Origin of the sequence: Bradyrhizobium sp. CCBAU 53351, from assembly GCF_015291745.1 — a bacterium.
In the GTDB taxonomy this organism is placed as follows: Bacteria; Pseudomonadota; Alphaproteobacteria; order Rhizobiales; family Xanthobacteraceae; genus Bradyrhizobium.
In genome coordinates this window covers 1,129,821-1,148,333 of record NZ_CP030059.1, presented here as the reverse complement: position 1 = coordinate 1,148,333, position 18,513 = coordinate 1,129,821, and the positions used below count along the sequence as shown (strand labels likewise).

General features: G+C 64.5%; 18 protein-coding genes. 6 read left to right on the top strand and 12 right to left on the bottom strand.

Translation table 11 applies throughout. From position 1 onward, the window contains the following. Nucleotides 1–47: 47 nt before the first annotated feature. Nucleotides 48–569, bottom strand: coding sequence for a hypothetical protein (locus XH83_RS05470; RefSeq protein WP_063197393.1), 522 nt, complete (start codon nt 567–569; stop codon nt 48–50). A gap of 316 nt (nt 570–885) precedes the next feature. On the opposite strand from XH83_RS05470, the gene groES reads away from it, so the two are divergent. The 3 genes from groES (at nt 886) to XH83_RS05455 (ending at nt 4,339) form a co-directional block, all read left to right on the top strand. Beyond that, nucleotides 886–1,182, top strand: a complete 297-nt coding sequence (groES, locus tag XH83_RS05465; protein ID WP_097657489.1) for a co-chaperone GroES — start codon at nt 886–888, stop codon at nt 1,180–1,182. Nucleotides 1,183–1,299: 117 nt separating this feature from the next. Beyond that, a complete protein-coding gene (gene groL, locus XH83_RS05460) occupies nt 1,300–2,931 on the top strand; it encodes a chaperonin GroEL (protein ID WP_194406025.1) in 1,632 nt (543 codons plus the stop codon). A gap of 196 nt (nt 2,932–3,127) precedes the next feature. Next, nucleotides 3,128–4,339, top strand: coding sequence for a hypothetical protein (locus XH83_RS05455; RefSeq protein WP_194406024.1), 1,212 nt, complete (start codon nt 3,128–3,130; stop codon nt 4,337–4,339). A 129-nt stretch (nt 4,340–4,468) separates the two neighbouring features. On the opposite strand, the gene XH83_RS05450 is transcribed toward XH83_RS05455, so the two are convergent. After that, nucleotides 4,469–4,867, bottom strand: a complete 399-nt coding sequence (locus tag XH83_RS05450) for an META domain-containing protein (RefSeq protein ID WP_194406023.1) — start codon at nt 4,865–4,867, stop codon at nt 4,469–4,471. A 131-nt stretch (nt 4,868–4,998) separates the two neighbouring features. Beyond that, nucleotides 4,999–6,663, bottom strand: a complete 1,665-nt coding sequence (locus XH83_RS05445) for an L-lactate permease (RefSeq protein ID WP_194406022.1) — start codon at nt 6,661–6,663, stop codon at nt 4,999–5,001. Nucleotides 6,664–6,977: 314 nt separating this feature from the next. On the opposite strand from XH83_RS05445, the gene XH83_RS05440 reads away from it, so the two are divergent. Beyond that, nucleotides 6,978–8,735 carry an ABC transporter ATP-binding protein/permease gene (locus tag XH83_RS05440; RefSeq protein ID WP_194406021.1) on the top strand — a complete coding sequence of 586 codons (1,758 nt, stop codon included), beginning with the start codon at nt 6,978–6,980 and terminating at the stop codon, nt 8,733–8,735. 70 nt (nt 8,736–8,805) lie between these two features. Here XH83_RS05440 and XH83_RS05435 read toward each other — a convergent pair whose 3' ends face one another. The 5 genes from XH83_RS05435 to XH83_RS05415 form a co-directional block, all read right to left on the bottom strand. Then, nucleotides 8,806–9,822 carry a TorF family putative porin gene (locus tag XH83_RS05435; protein ID WP_194406020.1) on the bottom strand — a complete coding sequence of 339 codons (1,017 nt, stop codon included), beginning with the start codon at nt 9,820–9,822 and terminating at the stop codon, nt 8,806–8,808. Between the two features lie 342 nt (nt 9,823–10,164). Then, entirely contained in the window at nt 10,165–10,713 is a 549-nt protein-coding gene (locus tag XH83_RS05430; protein WP_194406019.1) for a hypothetical protein, read from the bottom strand. Further along, a complete protein-coding gene (gene glcF / locus XH83_RS05425) occupies nt 10,710–12,032 on the bottom strand; it encodes a glycolate oxidase subunit GlcF (RefSeq protein ID WP_194406018.1) in 1,323 nt (440 codons plus the stop codon). The genes XH83_RS05430 and glcF overlap by 4 nt, the downstream gene beginning before the upstream one ends. Further along, nucleotides 12,029–13,267 carry an FAD-binding protein gene (locus tag XH83_RS05420; RefSeq protein ID WP_194406017.1) on the bottom strand — a complete coding sequence of 413 codons (1,239 nt, stop codon included), beginning with the start codon at nt 13,265–13,267 and terminating at the stop codon, nt 12,029–12,031. Before XH83_RS05420 ends, glcF begins: the two co-directional genes overlap by 4 nt. A 58-nt stretch (nt 13,268–13,325) precedes the next feature. Next, the gene (locus XH83_RS05415; protein WP_194406016.1) at nt 13,326–14,819 is read right to left on the bottom strand and encodes an FAD-linked oxidase C-terminal domain-containing protein; all 1,494 of its coding nucleotides are present in this window, start codon (nt 14,817–14,819) and stop codon (nt 13,326–13,328) included. A 267-nt stretch (nt 14,820–15,086) separates the two neighbouring features. Here XH83_RS05415 and cycA point away from each other — a divergent pair, with 267 nt between their 5' ends. Continuing rightward, a complete protein-coding gene (gene cycA / locus XH83_RS05410) occupies nt 15,087–15,482 on the top strand; it encodes a cytochrome c-550 CycA (protein ID WP_194406015.1) in 396 nt (131 codons plus the stop codon). 201 nt (nt 15,483–15,683) lie between these two features. On the opposite strand, the gene XH83_RS05405 is transcribed toward cycA, so the two are convergent. Then, nucleotides 15,684–16,640 (bottom strand): alpha/beta fold hydrolase, encoded by a 957-nt coding sequence (locus tag XH83_RS05405; protein ID WP_194406014.1) that lies wholly within the window; start codon nt 16,638–16,640, stop codon nt 15,684–15,686. A 332-nt stretch (nt 16,641–16,972) separates the two neighbouring features. Here XH83_RS05405 and XH83_RS05400 point away from each other — a divergent pair, with 332 nt between their 5' ends. Continuing rightward, nucleotides 16,973–17,155 carry a hypothetical protein gene (locus XH83_RS05400; RefSeq protein ID WP_194406013.1) on the top strand — a complete coding sequence of 61 codons (183 nt, stop codon included), beginning with the start codon at nt 16,973–16,975 and terminating at the stop codon, nt 17,153–17,155. 37 nt (nt 17,156–17,192) lie between these two features. Here the strand turns inward: XH83_RS05400 and XH83_RS05395 are convergent, their stop codons facing one another. The 3 genes from XH83_RS05395 to ykgO form a co-directional block, all read right to left on the bottom strand. Further along, nucleotides 17,193–17,453 carry a hypothetical protein gene (locus XH83_RS05395; protein WP_194406012.1) on the bottom strand — a complete coding sequence of 87 codons (261 nt, stop codon included), beginning with the start codon at nt 17,451–17,453 and terminating at the stop codon, nt 17,193–17,195. Nucleotides 17,454–17,578: 125 nt separating this feature from the next. Next, a complete protein-coding gene (locus tag XH83_RS05390) occupies nt 17,579–18,211 on the bottom strand; it encodes a tetratricopeptide repeat protein (protein ID WP_194406011.1) in 633 nt (210 codons plus the stop codon). A gap of 119 nt (nt 18,212–18,330) precedes the next feature. After that, complete coding sequence (gene ykgO, locus XH83_RS05385; RefSeq protein WP_006611362.1) at nt 18,331–18,456, bottom strand: type B 50S ribosomal protein L36; 126 nt, start codon at nt 18,454–18,456, stop codon at nt 18,331–18,333. Between the last annotated feature and the right edge of the window lie 57 nt (nt 18,457–18,513).

The following is an 18,513-nucleotide window of genomic DNA, read 5'->3' as shown; positions in this document are numbered from 1 at the left end:
GCGCACTGGATGCCCCGCCTGCGCGGGGCATGACGGCGGAGCGAGTGCTACGCCCTCGGCGCGCAGCGGACGTAGACCATGTTGCCGTAGCGGGTGGCGGCGTCCTTGTCGATGAAGCGGGTGATCAGGACGCGGCCGTCGAAGGAGACGATTTCGCGGTCCTGCTCGCCGGGGGTCGGGCCCGCCGGTCCGATGTAGTTCTTGCCGCTCGGCGAGCCCTTCAGCCGCAGCTCCTGCGGCGTCGCCTGGTCGGCCAGATGCATAATCACGCCGCCGGAGGAACCGGCGGTGATCACGTAAGGGTTCTTGCACTGGGCCCGGGCGGCCGCCTCGGTGCGGGCGCGGTCGGCCGGGTTCTGGAACGAGGCCAGGCCCCAGCGGCCCACGATCTCGTCGGCGCGAATGGTCGCAGGCATTTCGGGAGCAACGCCCGGCTCGGCGTCGGGCGGCGGCGAGGACGACGAGAAGGACGGCAGGCTCATGCCGCCGCCGCAGGCGCCCAGCAGCAGCGCCAGACAAGAGGCGGCCGCCAGATTGGCAACCGTGCGCGCGTGAGCTGAACTGATCATGGCATTCCCCCGGACAAAACCATGGCCGCACCCCTCCCGCAGCCAAGCGCAAAAAAGCTGCCGGAGCAATGACGTCCTTTGATACGTCTGTGCCCCGAACAAGTTTCCAATGCCAACATCCTATATCCGCCTCAACAACCGCTTAACCACCTTTGCTTGACAGGATCGCGGCCAAGCCATATTTCCGGGCCCACTATTAGCACTCGGAAAGCCCGATTGCTAAGCGCGCCGTTCGATCCTCGGGATAGGGGCCGGACGGAAGTGCCGCCCCACCCACTTCCACACCTTCCGAAGCGAGCCTCCAAAGGGAAACGTCATGGCTAAATCCAAATTTCGTCCGCTGCATGACCGTGTCGTGGTCAAACGTATCGACGCCGAGGAAAAGACCAAGGGCGGCATCATCATTCCCGACACCGCCAAGGAAAAGCCGTCCCAGGGCGAAATCGTCGCCGTCGGCCCCGGCGGCCGTGACGAGGCCGGCAAGCTGGTCCCCATCGACCTCAAGGTCGGCGACCGCGTGCTGTTCGGCAAGTGGTCGGGCACCGAGGTCAAGATCGACAACGAAGACCTCCTGATCATGAAGGAGTCGGACATCATGGGCGTTCTGGCCTAAGGCCATCCGCCTGAACAGCCGCTGAATGTGATGCCCGGATCCAGGCGGTCCGGGCATCCATCATTCCGCCCGACAGCACAAAACAAGACACATCACGAAACACGAGGGACTGCAGACATGGCTGCCAAAGACGTCAAGTTTTCCGGAGACGCACGCGATCGCATGCTGCGCGGCGTCGACATTCTCGCCAACGCCGTCAAGGTGACGCTCGGCCCGAAGGGCCGCAACGTCGTCATCGAGAAATCGTTCGGCGCTCCCCGCATCACCAAGGACGGCGTCACCGTCGCCAAGGAGATCGAGCTCGAGGACAAGTTCGAGAACATGGGCGCCCAGATGGTGCGTGAGGTCGCCTCCAAGACCAACGACCTCGCCGGCGACGGCACCACCACCGCGACCGTGCTGGCCCAGGCCATCGTGCGCGAGGGCGCCAAGGCGGTTGCTGCCGGCATGAATCCGATGGACCTCAAGCGCGGCATCGACAGCGCCGTGGCAGCCGTCATCAAGGACATCGAGAAGCGCGCCAAGCCGGTCGCCGCCTCCTCCGAGGTCGCCCAGGTCGGCACCATCTCGGCCAATGGCGATGCCGCCATCGGCAAGATGATCGCCCAGGCGATGCAGAAGGTCGGCAACGAGGGCGTCATCACCGTCGAAGAGAACAAGTCGCTCGACACCGAAGTCGACATCGTCGAGGGCATGAAGTTCGACCGCGGCTATCTCAGCCCCTACTTCGTCACCAACCCCGAGAAGATGACCGCCGAGCTCGAGGACGCCTACATCCTCCTGCACGAGAAGAAGCTCTCGGGCCTGCAGGCCATGCTGCCGGTGCTGGAAGCCGTGGTGCAGTCGGGCAAGCCGCTCGTCATCATCGCCGAGGACGTCGAGGGCGAGGCGCTGGCCACCCTGGTCGTCAACCGGCTCCGTGGCGGCCTGAAGGTGGCCGCGGTGAAGGCGCCGGGCTTCGGCGATCGCCGCAAGGCCATGCTCGAGGATCTCGCGATCCTCACCGGCGGCCAGCTCATCTCCGAAGACCTCGGCATGAAGCTCGAGAACGTCACGGTCAAGATGCTGGGCCGCGCCGGCAAGGTCGTGATCGACAAGGAGAACACCACGATCGTCAAGGGTGCCGGCAAGAAGCCGGAGATCGAGGCCCGCGTCGGCCAGATCAAGGCCCAGATCGAGGAGACCACCTCGGACTACGACCGCGAGAAGCTCCAGGAGCGCCTCGCCAAGCTCGCGGGCGGCGTCGCGGTGATCCGCGTCGGCGGCGCGACCGAGATCGAGGTCAAGGAGAAGAAGGACCGCGTCGAGGACGCGCTCAACGCCACCCGGGCCGCGGTGCAGGAAGGCATCGTCCCCGGCGGCGGCGTCGCGCTGCTCCGCGCCAAGAAGGCGGTCGGCCGTCTTAGCAACGCCAATGCCGACGTCCAGGCCGGCATCAACATCGTGCTGAAAGCGCTGGAAGCTCCGATCCGCCAGATCTCCGAGAACGCCGGCGTGGAAGGCTCGATCGTGGTCGGCAAGATCCTGGAGAACAAGTCGGAGACCTTCGGCTTCGACGCCCAGAACGAGGACTATGTCGACATGGTCGAGAAGGGCATCATCGACCCCGCCAAGGTGGTGCGCACCGCGCTGCAGGACGCCGCCTCGATCGCCGGCCTGCTGGTGACCACCGAGGCCATGGTCGCCGAGTCGCCGAAGAAGGAAGCCGCGCCCGCCATGCCCGCTGGCGGCGGTATGGGCGGCTTCTGAGGCCGACTTCACCTGACACGATTGCGAAGGCCGCCTCCGGGCGGCCTTCTTTTTGGGAACGATGGGTACCGCTTTCCAATTCAATCCACGGCCAAAAACCACTACGGTGGCGCCGATTCTATTGTTTGAGCATGATCTTTTCGGAAAAACGCTTCTCACTTTTCCGGATCATGCTCGTTGCTCGAGGATGTCGTCGATGCGCGCGCTTCTGGTTTGTTCGACAGCCCTGTTGGCAGTTCTGCTGGCAGTTTCACCGGAGGTCGCCTCCGCCCAGATGAAGCTGTCGCCCAAGGCCACGGCGCCCGGTGGCGTGGAGACGCGCTATTTCACCTCGATCGACGGGTTGATGGACGGCAATGCCGACGTGATCCTGAAGGAGACGCGCCAGGGCAAGACGGTCACGGCGGCGGTACTCGACGTCTGTTACCCCATCGCGAAGAATTCCGACCGCAAGGACCGCTTCGTCGTCAATCTTCAGGTCGCGGGCCAGAACCTGACCGGCACCACGCAGAGTGTCGGTGAGAAGGCCCCCGTCAGCGTCAAGCTGCTGCGCAAGCAGAGCGGCGACACCTTCGAGTTTCGCGGCCAGATCAGCATCGGCCAAGTGGTGACCGAGGTCACCTCGCCCGATAATTCCGATCTCAGCGAGAAGGAATTTCAGGACAATCAGACCTCCGACGACGGCATCACGCCGCAGCCGAAGGATTTCACCGACGTCTCGCCGGAGGCGATTGCGGTCAAGGTCAAGCTCGACGCTGCAACCGACTTCCTGAAGAGCCTGAAGGGCCAGGACGTCGAGGTGACGCTGGCGAGCCTCAATGTCGGCTGCGATGCGCTGCGCGCAGGCGAGCAGACCATCAACATGTCGGTCGATCCCGAGCGCGCCGGCGCGCTGCTGGCGAAGTTCAAGGCGACGCCAGGCGTCACCGCCGCTGGCTGGACCGCCGGGATGACCGAGATGGACCGCACGATCCGCTTTCCCGCGGCCGAGTGGCGCGAGGGGGACAAGATCAACCGCAACAAGCTCGCGAGCACTGTTGCGAACGTCCTGAGCCGGACGCTCGCGGCAAAGCCGGTCTCGCAAAGCTTCAACCCCGCCACCGGCAAGCTCAAGCTGGTGTTCAAGCGGCCGAACCAGGATTTTCCCGCGCTCGAGCTGACCGACACGATCGAGGTCGCAGGCCTTGTCTCGCCGGACAAGCCGGGCACCACCGACAAGCTCATGCTCTGGATCGGCAGCCCCGCGACGACGACCGCCGACGAGAGCAGCGGGTCTAAGCTCAATCTCTCCGACGACGCCTCGGTGGACGAGGAAGGCGAGCAGCCCGACGACAACGGTTCGATCGAGGCGCTCGCCAAGGAGCTCAGGGGCCAGCGCTGGGACGCCGACAAGTCGGTGTGGAAGTGATACAACACGCACACCACCCTTGGTCATCGCCCGCGAAGGCGGGCGATCCAGTACTCCGAGATGGTTGTGATTGGATCGATGGGGCTGCGGCGTACTGGATTCCCCGCCTGCGCGGGGAATGACAGATCCCTAATTCCCCGTCGTCCTGAAGCGCAGCGACTTCGGGCCGATCAGCGTCAGCACGTCGCCCTGGCGCTTCCAGGTCTCGACGCTGGAGAGCGCCGCGACGAGCTCGTCGTCTGCCTGGGCTCTCGCCGGCGGGCAGGAGCGATCCTGGATCTGCCCGGGCACGAAGATCACGGTGTTGCCGGCGACCGAGAACTGGCCCTTGCCGCCCTTGCACCAGAGCTCCAGCAAGACCTCGCCATGGTCGCCGATCTCGATGTTCGGAATCCGCTTGGAGCCTGCTTGCGGCAACGCTTCCAGCGTCATCTCGGTGCCGAACGGAAAACCGTCCTCGGCACGCGCGAGCGTGGACATCGCGAGCATTGCAACCGCCGCACACACCATCTGCTTGAGCGAAACCATGAGACCTCTCGTCCGACCCGATTTGCGGCACCTTCTATAAGACGGCGGCCCCATTGAGAAGGTTCGCCCGCACGCAAAAATCCCCGCGGGGGCGAACCTCGCGGGGATTTGTCGAAGCCGGACGTGGCCCGTTACTTCAGGACCAGCGCCGTGAACGGATAGACATAGGCCTGCAACGTCACGAGCACACCGACGAGGCAGGCCAGCACGATCGAGTGCCAGAACACGAAACGCAGGATCGTGCCCTCGTGGCCGTACCAGTTGGTGGCGGTGGAGGCGACCACGATCGACTGCGCGTCGATCATCTTGCCCATGACGCCGCCGGACGAGTTCGCCGCCGCCATCAGCACCGGCGACAGGCCGAGCTGCTCGGAGGTGATCTTCTGCAGGTTTCCGAACAGCACGTTGGACGCCGTGTCCGATCCCGTCAGCGCGACGCCGAGCCAGCCGAGCAGCGTGCCGAAGAAGGGATAGAGCACGCCGGTTGCGGCGAACGCCAGACCCAGCGTCGCATCGACGCCGGAGAGCCGCGTCAAGGTGCCGATCGCGAGCATCGCGGAGATCGTGATCAGCGAGATCGCGCACAGGCGGATGGTGCGGCCGTATTCCGTCAAGAGCCGGCCGGGACCGACGCCCATCAGGACACCGGAGATGATCGCCGCGATCAGCATGCCGGTGCCGGTGAACGACAGATAGGTGAAGCCGAACACCGCGCTCTCTTTGGTCGGCCCCGGCGCCACCGGCGGCATCTTGTTGATCATCTGATGCAGCTCGGGCACGGGGTAGTTCCAGACGAAGATCGAGTTCGCCCAGGTCTTGAAGGCGCCGTTGCCCCAGATCAGCATCACGATGCAGACGATGATCCACGGCAGCAGCGCGCTGAACAGCTCGCTCTGCGTCAGGGGCGTCTTGTCGAGCGGCTTCGCCGCCGCCATGGTGGCCGCCGATTCATCGCGGCCGCGGAGCGCCGGCGACAGCCAGAGCTGCCTGGGCTGCCAGACCTTCAGGAACAGGATCAACGCGCCCATCGAGATCAGCGACGCGCCGATGTCGACGATCCAGGGATTGATGTAGTTGGAGATCACGAATTGCGGGACCGCGAACGAGATGCCCGTGACCAGGATCGCCGGCCACACGTCCTTCATGCCCTTCCAGCCCGCGAAGGCCCACACCACCCAGAACGGCACGATCAGCGAGAAGAAAGGCAATTGCCGGCCGACCATCGCGCCGAGAATGTAGGGATCGAGCCCGGTGACCGAGGCGAGACCCTGGATCGGCGTGCCCAGCGCGCCATAGGCGACCGGCGCGGTGTTCGCGATCAGGGACAGACCCGAGGCCGCCAGCGGCGAGAAGCCGAGGCCGATCAGAACGGCGCCGGTGATCGCGACCGGCGTGCCGAAGCCCGAGGCGCCCTCGAAGAACGCGCCGAAGGAGAATGCGATCAGCAGCAATTGCAGCCGCCGGTCCTCGGTGACGCCGCCGATGGCGCGCTTGAGCAATTCGAAGCGTCCCGTGCTCACCGTCACCTGGTAAAGGAAGATGACGTTGAGCACGATCCAGCCGATGGGGAAGAAGCCGGTGACGATGCCCAGCACCGAGGCCCGGATCGACATGTTGGCCGGCATGGTGAAGACGAAGATCGTGATCAGATTGGCCACGATCACGGCGATGATCGCCGCGATATGCGCCTGGACGCGGCCGCTCGCGATCAGGACCAGCAGCGTGACGACCGGCACCGCTGCCGCAATCGTCGACAGCACCGGGCTGTGCAAGGGATCATAGATTTGATTCCACATGGTCTTCCTCCCCCACGCATGTTTGCGGCAGGCGGCCCGCGTGGAGAGCCGAACCTGCTTGACGCTGAAGCGATAACCCCCGAGCTGGACGCGAATTCCTCGCGACTGTGGCGGTTCCCATCCGCTCACAAGGTCGCGAAATCCCGGAGCACCCCTACTCCGCGCCGTCGAGCACCATGCTAGGGTTGCCGGGTGCGACAAGACAACGCAAATTGCAGACCTTGCGACTTTAGTCTAAGCGCGCCGCTTTTCGCCATGGCTTCAAGTCCTTGGCTCCGGGCACTTGTCCACATTCCCCCGAGGAGACCCGCTCTGTGAAGAACATCAGCGCCACGCTCGCGATCGTCTGGCGAATCGCCGTCCCTTACTTCCGGTCGGAGGACAAATGGGCCGGCCGCGGCCTGCTCGCCGTCGTCGTCGCCATGGAGCTGGTCCTGGTCGCGATCAACGTGCTGCTCAATCAATGGCAGAACCGGTTCTACAGCGCGCTGCAAGCCTACGACCTGCCCGAGTTCATCAAGGAGGTCTGGATCTTCCTCGGCCTTGCCTTCACCTTCGTCGCGCTCGCCGTCTACAAGCTCTATTTGAACCAGTGGCTGCAGATCCGCTGGCGGCAATGGCTGACGCAACATTATCTCGGCGAATGGCTGGACGGCGCCACCCATTACCGCATGCAGCTCAAGGGCGACGCCGCCGACAATCCGGACCAGCGCATCACCGAGGACGTCAAGACCTTCGTCGAGCAGACGCTGACCATCGGCCTTGGCCTTCTGTCCTCGGTCGTGACGCTGGCCTCCTTCGTCGTCATCCTCTGGGGCCTGTCCTACAAAGCCCCCTTGTACATTTACGGCACCGATATCGTCGTCCCCGGTTTTCTGGTCTGGGCCGCAGTGGCTTATGCGATCGCCGGTACCGCGCTGACGCACTGGATCGGCGCCCCGCTCATCAATCTGAACTTCGAGCAGCAGCGCTTCGAGGCCGATTTCCGCTTCAACCTGATCCGCGTCCGTGAGAACTCCGAACAGATCGCCCTTCTGAAAGGCGAGAACGCCGAGCGCGGGCGTCTGCTGCAGCGCTTCGGCTTCGTCATCGGCAATTGGTACGACATCATGAGCCGGACCAAGCGCCTGACCGCCTTCACGGCCAGCTACAGCCAGGCTGCCACGTTATTTCCCTATGTCATGGTGGCGCCCGCCTATTTCGCCAAGCGCATCCAGCTCGGCGACATGATACAGACCGGCTCGGCGTTCGGCAGCGTGCTGGACGCGCTGTCCTTCTTCGTCACCGCCTATCGCTCGCTCGCCGAGTGGCGTTCCGTGATTGCCCGCCTCGACGGCTTCGAGATGTCGGTCAGTTCGGCAGCCCACGGCGCGGCGCTTGAGCCGACCATCGACGTCGCGCCATCGCAGGGCAAGGCGATCGCGCTTGAGCAATTGCTGGTCAAGCTGCCGAACGGCACGCCTCTGGTCGCAGCCGACGGCTTCACGATCCAGCCTTCGGAGCGGGTGCTGGTGACCGGCCCCTCCGGTTCCGGCAAGTCGACACTGTTCCGGGCCATGGCCGGCATCTGGCCGTTCGGCACCGGAGCGATCGCCATTCCTGAGAAGGCAAAGCTGATGATGCTGCCGCAGCGGCCGTATTTCCCGATTGGCCCGCTCGGCGACGCCGTCATCTACCCGGCCGGGCACGGCTCCATCCCGCCCGAGAATATCCGCGACGCCCTGGTTGCGGTCGGCATGCCCCGACTGGCGGAGCGGCTCGACGAGGACGGTCACTGGAACAGGACATTGTCGCTCGGCGAGCAGCAACGCCTTGGGCTCGCCCGCGCGCTGCTGCATGGGCCGGACTATCTCTTCCTCGACGAGGCGACCGCCTCGCTGGACGAGCCGTCCGAGGACCGGCTCTATCGGCTGCTGACGGAGAAACTGCCACAGGCCACCATCGTCTCGATCGGCCACCGCTCGACGCTGGACGCCTTCCATACCCGCAAGGTGGCGTTGGTGCAGGACGACGAGATCCACGTCCTCGGCAAGGCCGGCGAGCCGGCCCGGGAGCCGAGCGCGGCGCGGTAAGCACCCGCTCTCAAAAACAGAAGGGCGGCAGATTGCTCTGCCGCCCTGGTAGATGGTCTCGGGACGAAACTTACTTCAGGTTCGTCATCGCCGTCAGGTCGAAAGACAGCTTGGCAATGCCGGTCGCACCGCACCACTTGGAGCCGACGCCCGACGGATTGATGCTGCTGAAGCTGCCGCTGAAGGTGGCGGTGTTGTCGCTGGTGAAGGCGTTGCAGTTCGCCTTCGAAAGATCGGTGTCGGAGTAGCGAAGATCCAGCGTCGCGACCTTGTAGGTGAAGCCGACGCCGATGTTCCAGGTGTTGTAGTCGGCGTATTTGATGCCGTTCGGGAACGGACCGCCACCCAGCGGGCTGGCGATGCCGGTGCCGTAGAAGGAATCGGAGGTACCGAACCACTGACGGCCGAATTCACCCGACACGTACATGCCGACGCCGCTCGCGCCGAAGGTCGTGCTCGGCGCGGTCCACTTGGCGGTGACCGAGGTGTAGTTGCCCCAAGCGCCGGTGTTGAGGAAGTTCGGCGAATAGTACTCGTTGAGGCCGACACTCCAGTTGTCGTTGATGGTGTAATTCACCTTGCCGTAGACTTCGAAGAAGCTGACGTCCTTCTTCATGACGTTGCCGTTCACCAGGGCGTTGGTGGCGCACTCTGCGCTGAGCGCGTTGCCAGCGGTGTCGACGGGCGCGCCGTAATAGCAGGTCCCACCCGGATACAGGTAACCCCAGACGCCGATATCGAAGGCGAAGGCGCCGAAGGTCGGGCGGATACCGCCGTAGATGTCGATCTCGGCCGCGGCGCGGTTCGGGAAGGAGATGCTCTCACCGGCCACGCCGATATAGAGCTGGAAGTCCTTGGTGACGTTGTAGCGCGGCTCGAAATAGGCAGCGACCGACGGCTTGTGGTTCGACTGGGTGATACCGCGGAAGACGTAGTCGTTCATGATCGCGGCGCCGAAGGCGACATCCCACGGATCGAAAGCAACCACCGGCGGGGCCTTCTTGGCCTTCACCGCCATGTCTGCCGCGAAAGCCGAACCCGTCGTCACCATTGCCAGCGCCGTTGCCAACAAAGCTACTTTCTTCATTTCGATCCCCATCACCAGTTCTTACCCAGTCGGATCCCGGAAGCCCCCCGGGGCGAACGACCCGCGCAAAATCGCGTTACCGCGACAATTTGGATTGAGGGATGTGGGCCGTGAAGCAAAAATCACGGGCATCTGCCGACTTTTTGGGCGTTTTGGCGATTCCACGAAAGGTTGTCGGGCTGTGTGTCTTCTCGATCACATTATATGCCTTCCAAAATGCACGGAGGGACCGTGCAAGTACGGGGAAGGCAGCCAGCCGTGGCAGCCGGGCTACGAATCAGCCACGCAACGGAAAGGGCGACTTCCGGGGGTAACCCGTGGCGATGCAAAAAGGCCGCAGCGTCACCGCAGCGGCCCTCCCGTTGGCGATCGGCGTCGCTGACTGGGACCTAGCTCTGCCCCTCTGCCGGCGCCGCTTCCGCAGAAGACGAAGGCATCGCCCAACTTGTCTCGGCTGCCGGCTCGGGAGCGGGAGCCGGAGCAGGCGGCGGTGCTGACGGCTTCGGCGCGGGAGCTGCCTTCGCCTTCTTCGGTGCCGCCTTCGTCGGTGCAGCCGGCCTGGCGGCTTTCTTCACGGCCTTCTTGGCGGCCTTCTTGGCCGACTTCTTCGGAGCCTTCTTGGCGGCCTTCTTCCCAGCCTTCTTGGAGGCAGCCTTCTTCGATTTCTTGGCAGATTTCTTGGTAGATTTTTTGGCAGACTTCTTCGCGGACTTCTTGGCTGCCTTCTTTGCGGTCTTCTTCGCCGCTACAATCTTCTTGGCCTTTTTGGCCTTCTTGCTTTTCTTCTTCTTCGCTTTCGCCATCGTGGTCCTCCTGTTGCCGCCGAACAATGGTCGATCGGGCGTCTTCAGTCGTCACCCCGGGAGGAAAGTTCAGGCCCTGAAAGCTCAACCTTGCGCGTTCAGTGCCGGCCGCGACCCGCCCGTAGCCCAATCGAGAAGCTCAATCGTGTGTACGACCGGAACTGACGTGCCACTGGCTATCTGCACCATGCAGCCGATATTGCCCGCGGCAATCATGTCCGGCTCGACGCTCGCGATGTTGGCGACCTTGCGATCGCGCAACCGGCCCGCAAGCTCGGGTTGGAGAATGTTGTAAGTCCCCGCCGAACCGCAACACAAATGGCTCTCCGGCACATCTTTCACCACGAATCCATTCTTGGAAAGCAATTCTTTCGGAAGGCTCGTGATTTTCTGCCCGTGCTGCAACGAACATGCGGAGTGATAGGCGACGACGATGTTGTCCTGTCGCGCAGGCGATTCCAATCCGAGGCCGGCGACGTATTCGGTGATGTCCTTGGCGAGCGCGGACACCTTCGCCGCGTCGGCCGCAAACGCCTTGTCCTCGCGCAGCAGGTAGCCGTAGTCCTTGATCACGGTGCCGCAGCCGGACGTGGTGACGAGGATGGCGTCGAGCCCCTCGCCTGCCGCTTCCTTTTGCCAGGCGGTGACATTGGCGCGGGCGCGGGCCAGGGCGTCGTGGTCGTTGCCGAGATGATGGGTCAGCGCGCCGCAGCACTGCTCGTCCCTGACCAGGACGACCTCGATGCCGTGGCGGGTGAGGAGGCTGATGGCGGCCTGGTTGATGCGCGGCGCCAGCACCTGCTGGGCGCAGCCCTGGAGCAGCGCGACCCGGCCGCGCTTCTTGCCGCGCGCCGCGAACACGCTGCCCGGCAGGGCGCCCCGCGCGGGCAGGCGCTGAGGGGCCAGCGCCAGCATTGCCTTGATGCGCTGGATCAGGCCGGGCGTAGCCGAGGGTCGCGGCGTCGGCAGGAACACGGCAAGCGGACGGGCCAGCCGCGCCAGCACCATGCTGATGCGAAAACGCTGCGGGTCCGGCAGCACGAAGGCCAGCACCTGACGCAGCAGCCGCTCGGTCAGCGGCCGCTGATAGCGCTGCTCGATCCTGACCCGGGCCTGGTCGACGAGGTGCATGTAGTTCACCCCCGAGGGGCAGGTCGTCATGCAGGCCAGGCACGACAGGCAGCGGTCGACATGCTTGACCACTTCCGCCGTCGGCGCCTGGTCCTTCTCGAGCATCTCCTTGATCAGATAGATGCGGCCGCGCGGGCTATCGAGCTCGTCGCCGAGCAGCACATAGGTCGGACAGGTCGCGGTGCAGAAGCCGCAATGGACGCAGGCGCGCAGGATCTTGTCGGCCTCGGCAATGTCGGGATCGGCGAGCTGCGTCAGGGAGAATTCGGTCTTCATGCCGTGGCGCCCCGCGTCAGCCGCCCCCGGTTGAGGATGGTCTTCGGATCGAAACTGGCGCGGACCCGCTCGCTCAGGGCGGCAACACCCGACGCCTGCGGATGGAACGCATCGACATTGTGCCTGACGTCATCGGCCGCCCGGATCAGCGTAGCGTGCCCGCCGAGCGCATTGGCACGCGCGCGCACCACCGGGCCGTGCGCGTCATCCCTCGGCGGCAACGCGGCCCAGATCAGGCCGCCGCCCCAATCGTAGATCACCTCGCCCCCGGTCTCGCGCGCCAATTGCGTGCCGAGCACCGCACCGGAGGCCGGCGGACACACGATCCGCCAGACCGGCCAGGCGCCGAGCGCGCCGCTGACCGCGAACGGCAGCACGTCGCGGATCGTGGCCCACAGCGCCGCGGAAGCCGCGTCCTCGATCAGCGTCGCGGTGCCAAACGGCGCCAGCAATTCGCGCAGCGAGCCGGCGCGATGGGCGGCGGAGGCCGTGATGCCTTCGAGCCGCAGCATGGTCAGCGCCTCGCCCTGGCCTGCGATGTCGCCGAGCCCCTCGGTCTCGGCCCGGAGCGCCGATTTCGGCAGATGCGCGGCGGCCGAGACGTCGAAGGGCGAGCCGAGCGCCGCGGTCATGGCCTTGTTGGCGATGGCATCGTCGAGGCCGCGCAGCAGCAGCGTCCGCTCCGCCTCGGGCTTCGGCATCACCTTCAGCGTGACCTCGGTCATGACCGACAAAGTGCCCCAGGATCCCGCCAAGAGCTTGCAGAGGTCGTAGCCGGTGACGTTCTTCACCACCTTGCCGCCGGTCTTGAAGCTGTCGCCGAAGCCGGAGACGGCGTGCGCCCCCAAGAGGTGGTCGCGCGCCCCGCCTGCCCTGATCCGGCGCGGACCGGCGAGCCCGGCTGCGATCATGCCGCCGATTGTGCCTGATGGCGGCATGCCGAGCAGCGGCGCCGTGTCCATCGGCTCGAAGGCGAATTGCTGGTTCTTGGCATCGATCAGCGACAGCACGTCGGCCAGCGGCGCGCCGGCCTGGAGGGTGATGATGAGCTCGTTCGGCTCATAGGAGGTGATGGCATTCAGCGCGGAGAGGTCGAGCACCGCGTTGGTTGCCATCGCATGGCCGATGCTGCGCTTGCTGCCATGACCGATGATCTCGAGCGGCTGCTCGTTGGCAATCGCCGCGCGCACCACCTCTTCGACGTCTTTGGCGTCTCTGACTTTAAGCGTATCCACGGTAGAGGCGGTACCCAAGTTCAGAATGAAAAGCAATTCGACGCTTGCAGCGATCGCGTTAGAACCGCGGCAGATCCGGAAACGCGAGCTTGCCGGCATGGACATGCATGCGGCCGAGTTCGGCGCAGCGATGCAGGGTCGGAAATACCTTTCCGGGATTGAGCAGACCCTGCGAATCGAAAGCGCATTTCAGCCGCTGCTGCTGGTTGAGGTCGATCTCGCTGAACATATCGGGCATCAGGTCGCGCTTCTCGATGCCGACGCCGTGCTCGCCGGTGAGCACGCCGCCGAACTCGACGCAGGCGCGCAGGATGTCGGCGCCGAACGCCTCGGCGCGCTCGATCTCGCCGGGCTTGTTGGCATCGTAGAGGATCAACGGGTGCAGATTGCCGTCGCCGGCGTGGAACACGTTGGCACAGCCGAGCTGGTATTTTTCGCCGAGCTCGCGAATGCGCGCCAGCGCCTTCGGCAGCGCGCCGCGGGGAATGGTGCCGTCCATGCAGAGATAATCGGGCGAGATGCGGCCGACCGCCGGAAACGCGGCCTTGCGGCCGGCCCAGAACAGATTGCGCTCGGCCTCGGAATTGGAGATCTGCAGCGTCACCGAGCCGCAGCCTCGCGCGATGGTCTCGACCCGCGTGATCAACTCGTCGACCTCGATCTTGGGGCCGTCGAGCTCGATGATGAGCAGCGCCTCGACGTCGAGCGGGTAGCCGGCATGCACGAAGGCTTCGGCCGCGTGGATCGCGGGCTTGTCCATCATCTCCATGCCGCCGGGGATGATGCCGGCGCCGATGATGCGCGCCACGCATTCGCCGGCCGCCTCGACCTCGGCAAAGCCGACCATCAGCGCGCGCGCCGTCTCCGGCTTCTGCAGGATGCGCACCGTGATCTCGGTGATGACACCGAGCAGGCCTTCGGAGCCGGTGATGACACCCATCAGGTCGTAGCCGGCGTTCTCGCACCCCTTGCCGCCGATGCGCAGGATCTCGCCGCTCATCAGCACGATCTCGCAGCCGAGCACGTTGTTGGTGGTCATGCCGTATTTGAGGCAGTGCACGCCGCCGGAATTTTCCGCGACATTGCCGCCGATCGAGCAGGCGATCTGCGAGGACGGATCGGGCGCGTAGTAGAAGCCGGCATGAGCGACCGCCTGGCTGATGGCGAGGTTGGTGACGCCGGGCTCGGTGACGACGACGCGGTTGTCGAAATCGATCTCGCGGATGCGCTTGAACTTGCCGAGTCCGAGCAGCACGCCGTCTTCCAGCGGCAGGGCCCCGCCTGACAGCGATGTGCCGGAGCCGCGCGGCACCACCTTGATATTCTGCTCTGCACAATATTTCAGGATGAGCGCGACCTGCTCGGTCGTCTCGGGCAGCACCACGACCATCGGCGGCTGCCGATAGGCCGTGAGCCCGTCGGATTCATAGGCCCGCATTTCGGCCGGCGTATCGATCACGCCCTCGCCGGGGACGATTGCGCGCAGCGCGGCAACGATCTCAGCGCGCCGCGCGAGCACGGCCTGGTCGCTCGCGGGCATCATAATGGCCATGACTTATCCTTCCGGCTCACGCCGCATGATCGATTTTGTCTCGGCAAATCAATCACGTCCGCGCCCGTTTGGGTAGGCTATCCGAAAGTCGGATCGACGATCCTTCACCAGTTCGCTCTGGGACAAGTCGGAAATGATGAAACCTGTCATGGTTTGGTGGCTTGTCCAAGCTGAGCAGGCCTGCCAAAACCGGCAGGTCGGGCGATTGCCGATCCGGCAAGAGACCGACCAGGCCAGACCCACCAGGGAAGAGACGAAGAGCATCCGATGACAAAATTGACCTTTGGCGCACTGACGATCCTCACCATGATTGCCACCGCACCCGCCGCGATGGCGCAGGATGTCGCGGCCGGCAAGACATCGTTCAACAAATGCCTGGCCTGCCACGCGATCGGCGAAGGCGCCAAGAACAAGGTCGGCCCCGAGCTCAACGGCCTCAACGGCCGCAAGTCGGGCACCGTCGAAGGCTACAGCTATTCGGACGCGAACAAGAATTCCGGCATCACCTGGAACGAGGCCGTGTTCAAGGAATACATCAAGGACCCCAAGGCCAAGATCCCCGGCACCAAGATGGCGTTCGCCGGCATCAAGAACGAGACCGAGATCAACAATCTCTGGGCCTACGTCTCCCAGTTCGACAAGGACGGGAAGACCAAGCAGTAAGCCCGCAAAAGACAGTCGCTGCAGCTTCGGGCTCTGACCCAATCAGGACCGAAGCTGCAGCTTTTTGTTTTGGCGCCCGCTCTCCATGGCGTCATCGCGATAATCCGGTGCACGTCCCGGCTGCAGTGCCGTAGCGTGAGCAAAGGCGCAAAGCGCCGTGCCCACGATCGCAGCCCGGAGCAGCGTTCACTCGAAAGCGCTCTAATCGGCCGCCGCTTGCGCCGGGACGATTCTTCCGATCAACGCCTCGATCTCCGTCTTCACCAGATCCGGCACCGCGTTCTGCACCATGTGGCCTAGATCGGGCAGCACGATCAGCTTCGCATTCGGCACCATGGCCGCGAACGGGCGGGCGTGGATGGCGGTCCTCACCGTCTTGTCGGGCTCGCCGGCGATGATGGTGACCGGGGCTTTGATCTCGCCATAGCGCGGAGCCTGCGCGGCGACGGCTTGCTTCAGCGTCACCAGATCATAGGCGTTGGCGATGAATTCGCGCGGGCGCAGCAGCAGGGGCGTTGCGGACTCCCGCACGAAACCATCAGGCATCACCTGCGGCAGGAACACGCTGCGCGCACCGGCGTCAGTGAGGAAATACCCGAGCGGCAGAGTGATGGTGTAGGCGAGCAGCGGCCCGATCACCGGCGTCGCGATGATCTCGTTGTAACGGCCGACACCGCCGCGCCAGGGATGGGTGACGGGCGCGAGCATGACGAGGCCCGCGACGCGGGTCGGATGATCGAGCGCCAGCCGCGCGCCGAGCGCGCCGCTCCAGGAATGCACGACGAAGACCGCGCGCGCGATCCCGAGCTTGCCAAGCGCCTCGTCGATCATCCGCGCCTGGACCTGCGGCGTGGAATCCTCGCGCCGCGCGCGCGTGCTCCAGCCATGGCCGGGACGATCCACCAGGATGACGCGATGGGTCCTGGCAAGGAGGTCGCCCAGCGGGCGCCGCATCGCTTCGAGATTGGCACTCGCGCCATGCAGCATCACGATCGGCACCCCCCTATCGCGCGGGCCGATGTCAACGACGTGAAGCACAGCGCCCTCGACCTCGACCATCTCGCCCTGCGGCGGAAAGGCGCGCTGCACGGCGACGATTCCGGCCTGCGTGACCAGCGCCAGGACAACCAGCGCCGTCACGACTGACATCACGATCATGGAGAGAATCCGGGAGATCCAGGGCACAGGGCAGCTACGGGTCCGATGGGTGGCAGTTTCGCAGCCTCGGCTTTCGTTGCGTCCACCGAAAAGGCCGGGGCTGTGGATATGTGCATAATTGCGGAACGTAAAAACTCAATGGAATCAACAATATTCCAAGAGGACACGCAAGCCTCGGAACAGCTTCATGCGGCCGTCATCGCGGCTTCCTTATAATCGCCATGGTCGGTTCCGCCATCTAGGCGCGGGTGGGCGCCGATCCTCCTCGCAGGCCTTAGGGGATGTGGGAAAGATCGGCAGAAATTGTCCTGGTTTGAACCGGAGGAATTTCGATGAGCTTCAGATCAAACGACACTGCGATCGACGAAATCGTCGCGAGCTGCAACGGCGACCTGCGCGGTGCCGTGCGGGCGCTGCTGCTGATCAACGAGCATCTCGAGACGGAGCTGGCAAAGGCTTACGCCGCAGCCGCCGATCGCGGCCTCGTCGAGCGCGGCGGCAGCGTCTTGCATTAGCTCGTCCTGCATCAGCTCGTCTTGCATTAGCTGCAGGCTAGTTCGTACCGTCCTCGTCCTTTTCCTCGTCCGGCGTGAGCGCGGGACAGACGCGAATTGTCGAACGGGCAAGCTTGGCATCGGCTCTGGATTTGTAGGGACCGTCGCCGAACCAGATATCGCCGATGATGACCGGATTGCTGGTCACGATGTTGCACTTTCCGGTGGCGCGGTTGCCGACCACCCAGAACAGTCCGTCGGCGAAGCTCACCGTCCCCGACGCCAGCAGCAAGCACCCCGCAAAGATCAAACGCTTCATGGCTTTCGCTCCTGCCATGCAGGTAGGCCTGCGGCGGCGCCGGCAATAGTGCTCACGATGCCGCGCTTCCGATCGTGGTTAATCCATGCGGGCTGCAATCGCTCGAAAGCTGATCGAGTTGTCGGCTAGATATCGCGTCCCTCGACCTTCTCGGTCAGCGCCTTGACCTGGTCGGGGATCTTCTCGAGATGCGGATTGACGGCGAGCGCCTTGCGGTAGGCGTCGAGCGCGCGCTTCTCGTCACCGACCTCCTGCATGATCATGCCGAGACCTGCGAGCGCGCCGAAATGGCGCGGCTCCCGGACCAGCACCTGCTGGATATCCGCGAGCGAGCGGCCATAATCGTTCTGCATGTAGTAGAGCGTGGCGCGCCGGTTCCAGGCCTCGATGTAGTCGGGCCTGAGCTTGATGACCGAGTCCAGGAGCTTGATCGCGACCTCGATCTTCTTGGCGTCGACGGCGGTCTTGGCGCGCGCCATCAGCAAGGACGCGGTGTCGCTCGGCGTCTGCAGCCAGATCGCCCAGATCCGCGCCTCGACATGCTTGGCGCTGGCCTCGTCGGGCGCCGCCTTCAGCGCGCCGAACAGGAAATCGAGATTCTTGGTGCGATCGACCTTCGGCAGCTTGGCCGGCGCTTCGGGAAGCTTCTTCTGCTTGCCGGGGGCGTCAGCCGGCTGTGCTAAGGCCGGCGCGAGCCCAGCGGTTCCCAGCACGAGGGCCAGACACAGGGTGCGCGCAAAAAGGAATCTCACTGCCATGGTGAAAGTCTAAACGCGCAAAGCCGCCCTTGCAAAGCAAAGGCGGCGTCAAACTCGTGTGAGCCGTGGTCTTGCGGAGCGCGTCAGGCGTCCGGCAGGGCAATATCAGCCTTTGCTGATCAGCCCTGGCGAGCCTTGAAGCGGCGCTGCACCTTGTTGATCACATAGACCCGGCCCTTGCGGCGGACCAGGCGGTTGGCGCGATGGCGACCGCGCAGCGATTTCAGCGAGTTACGGACCTTCATGGCGGAATCCTGAACGTTCGAAAGGCCGTGTTCGGCACTACCGTTGCGGCACGCGCG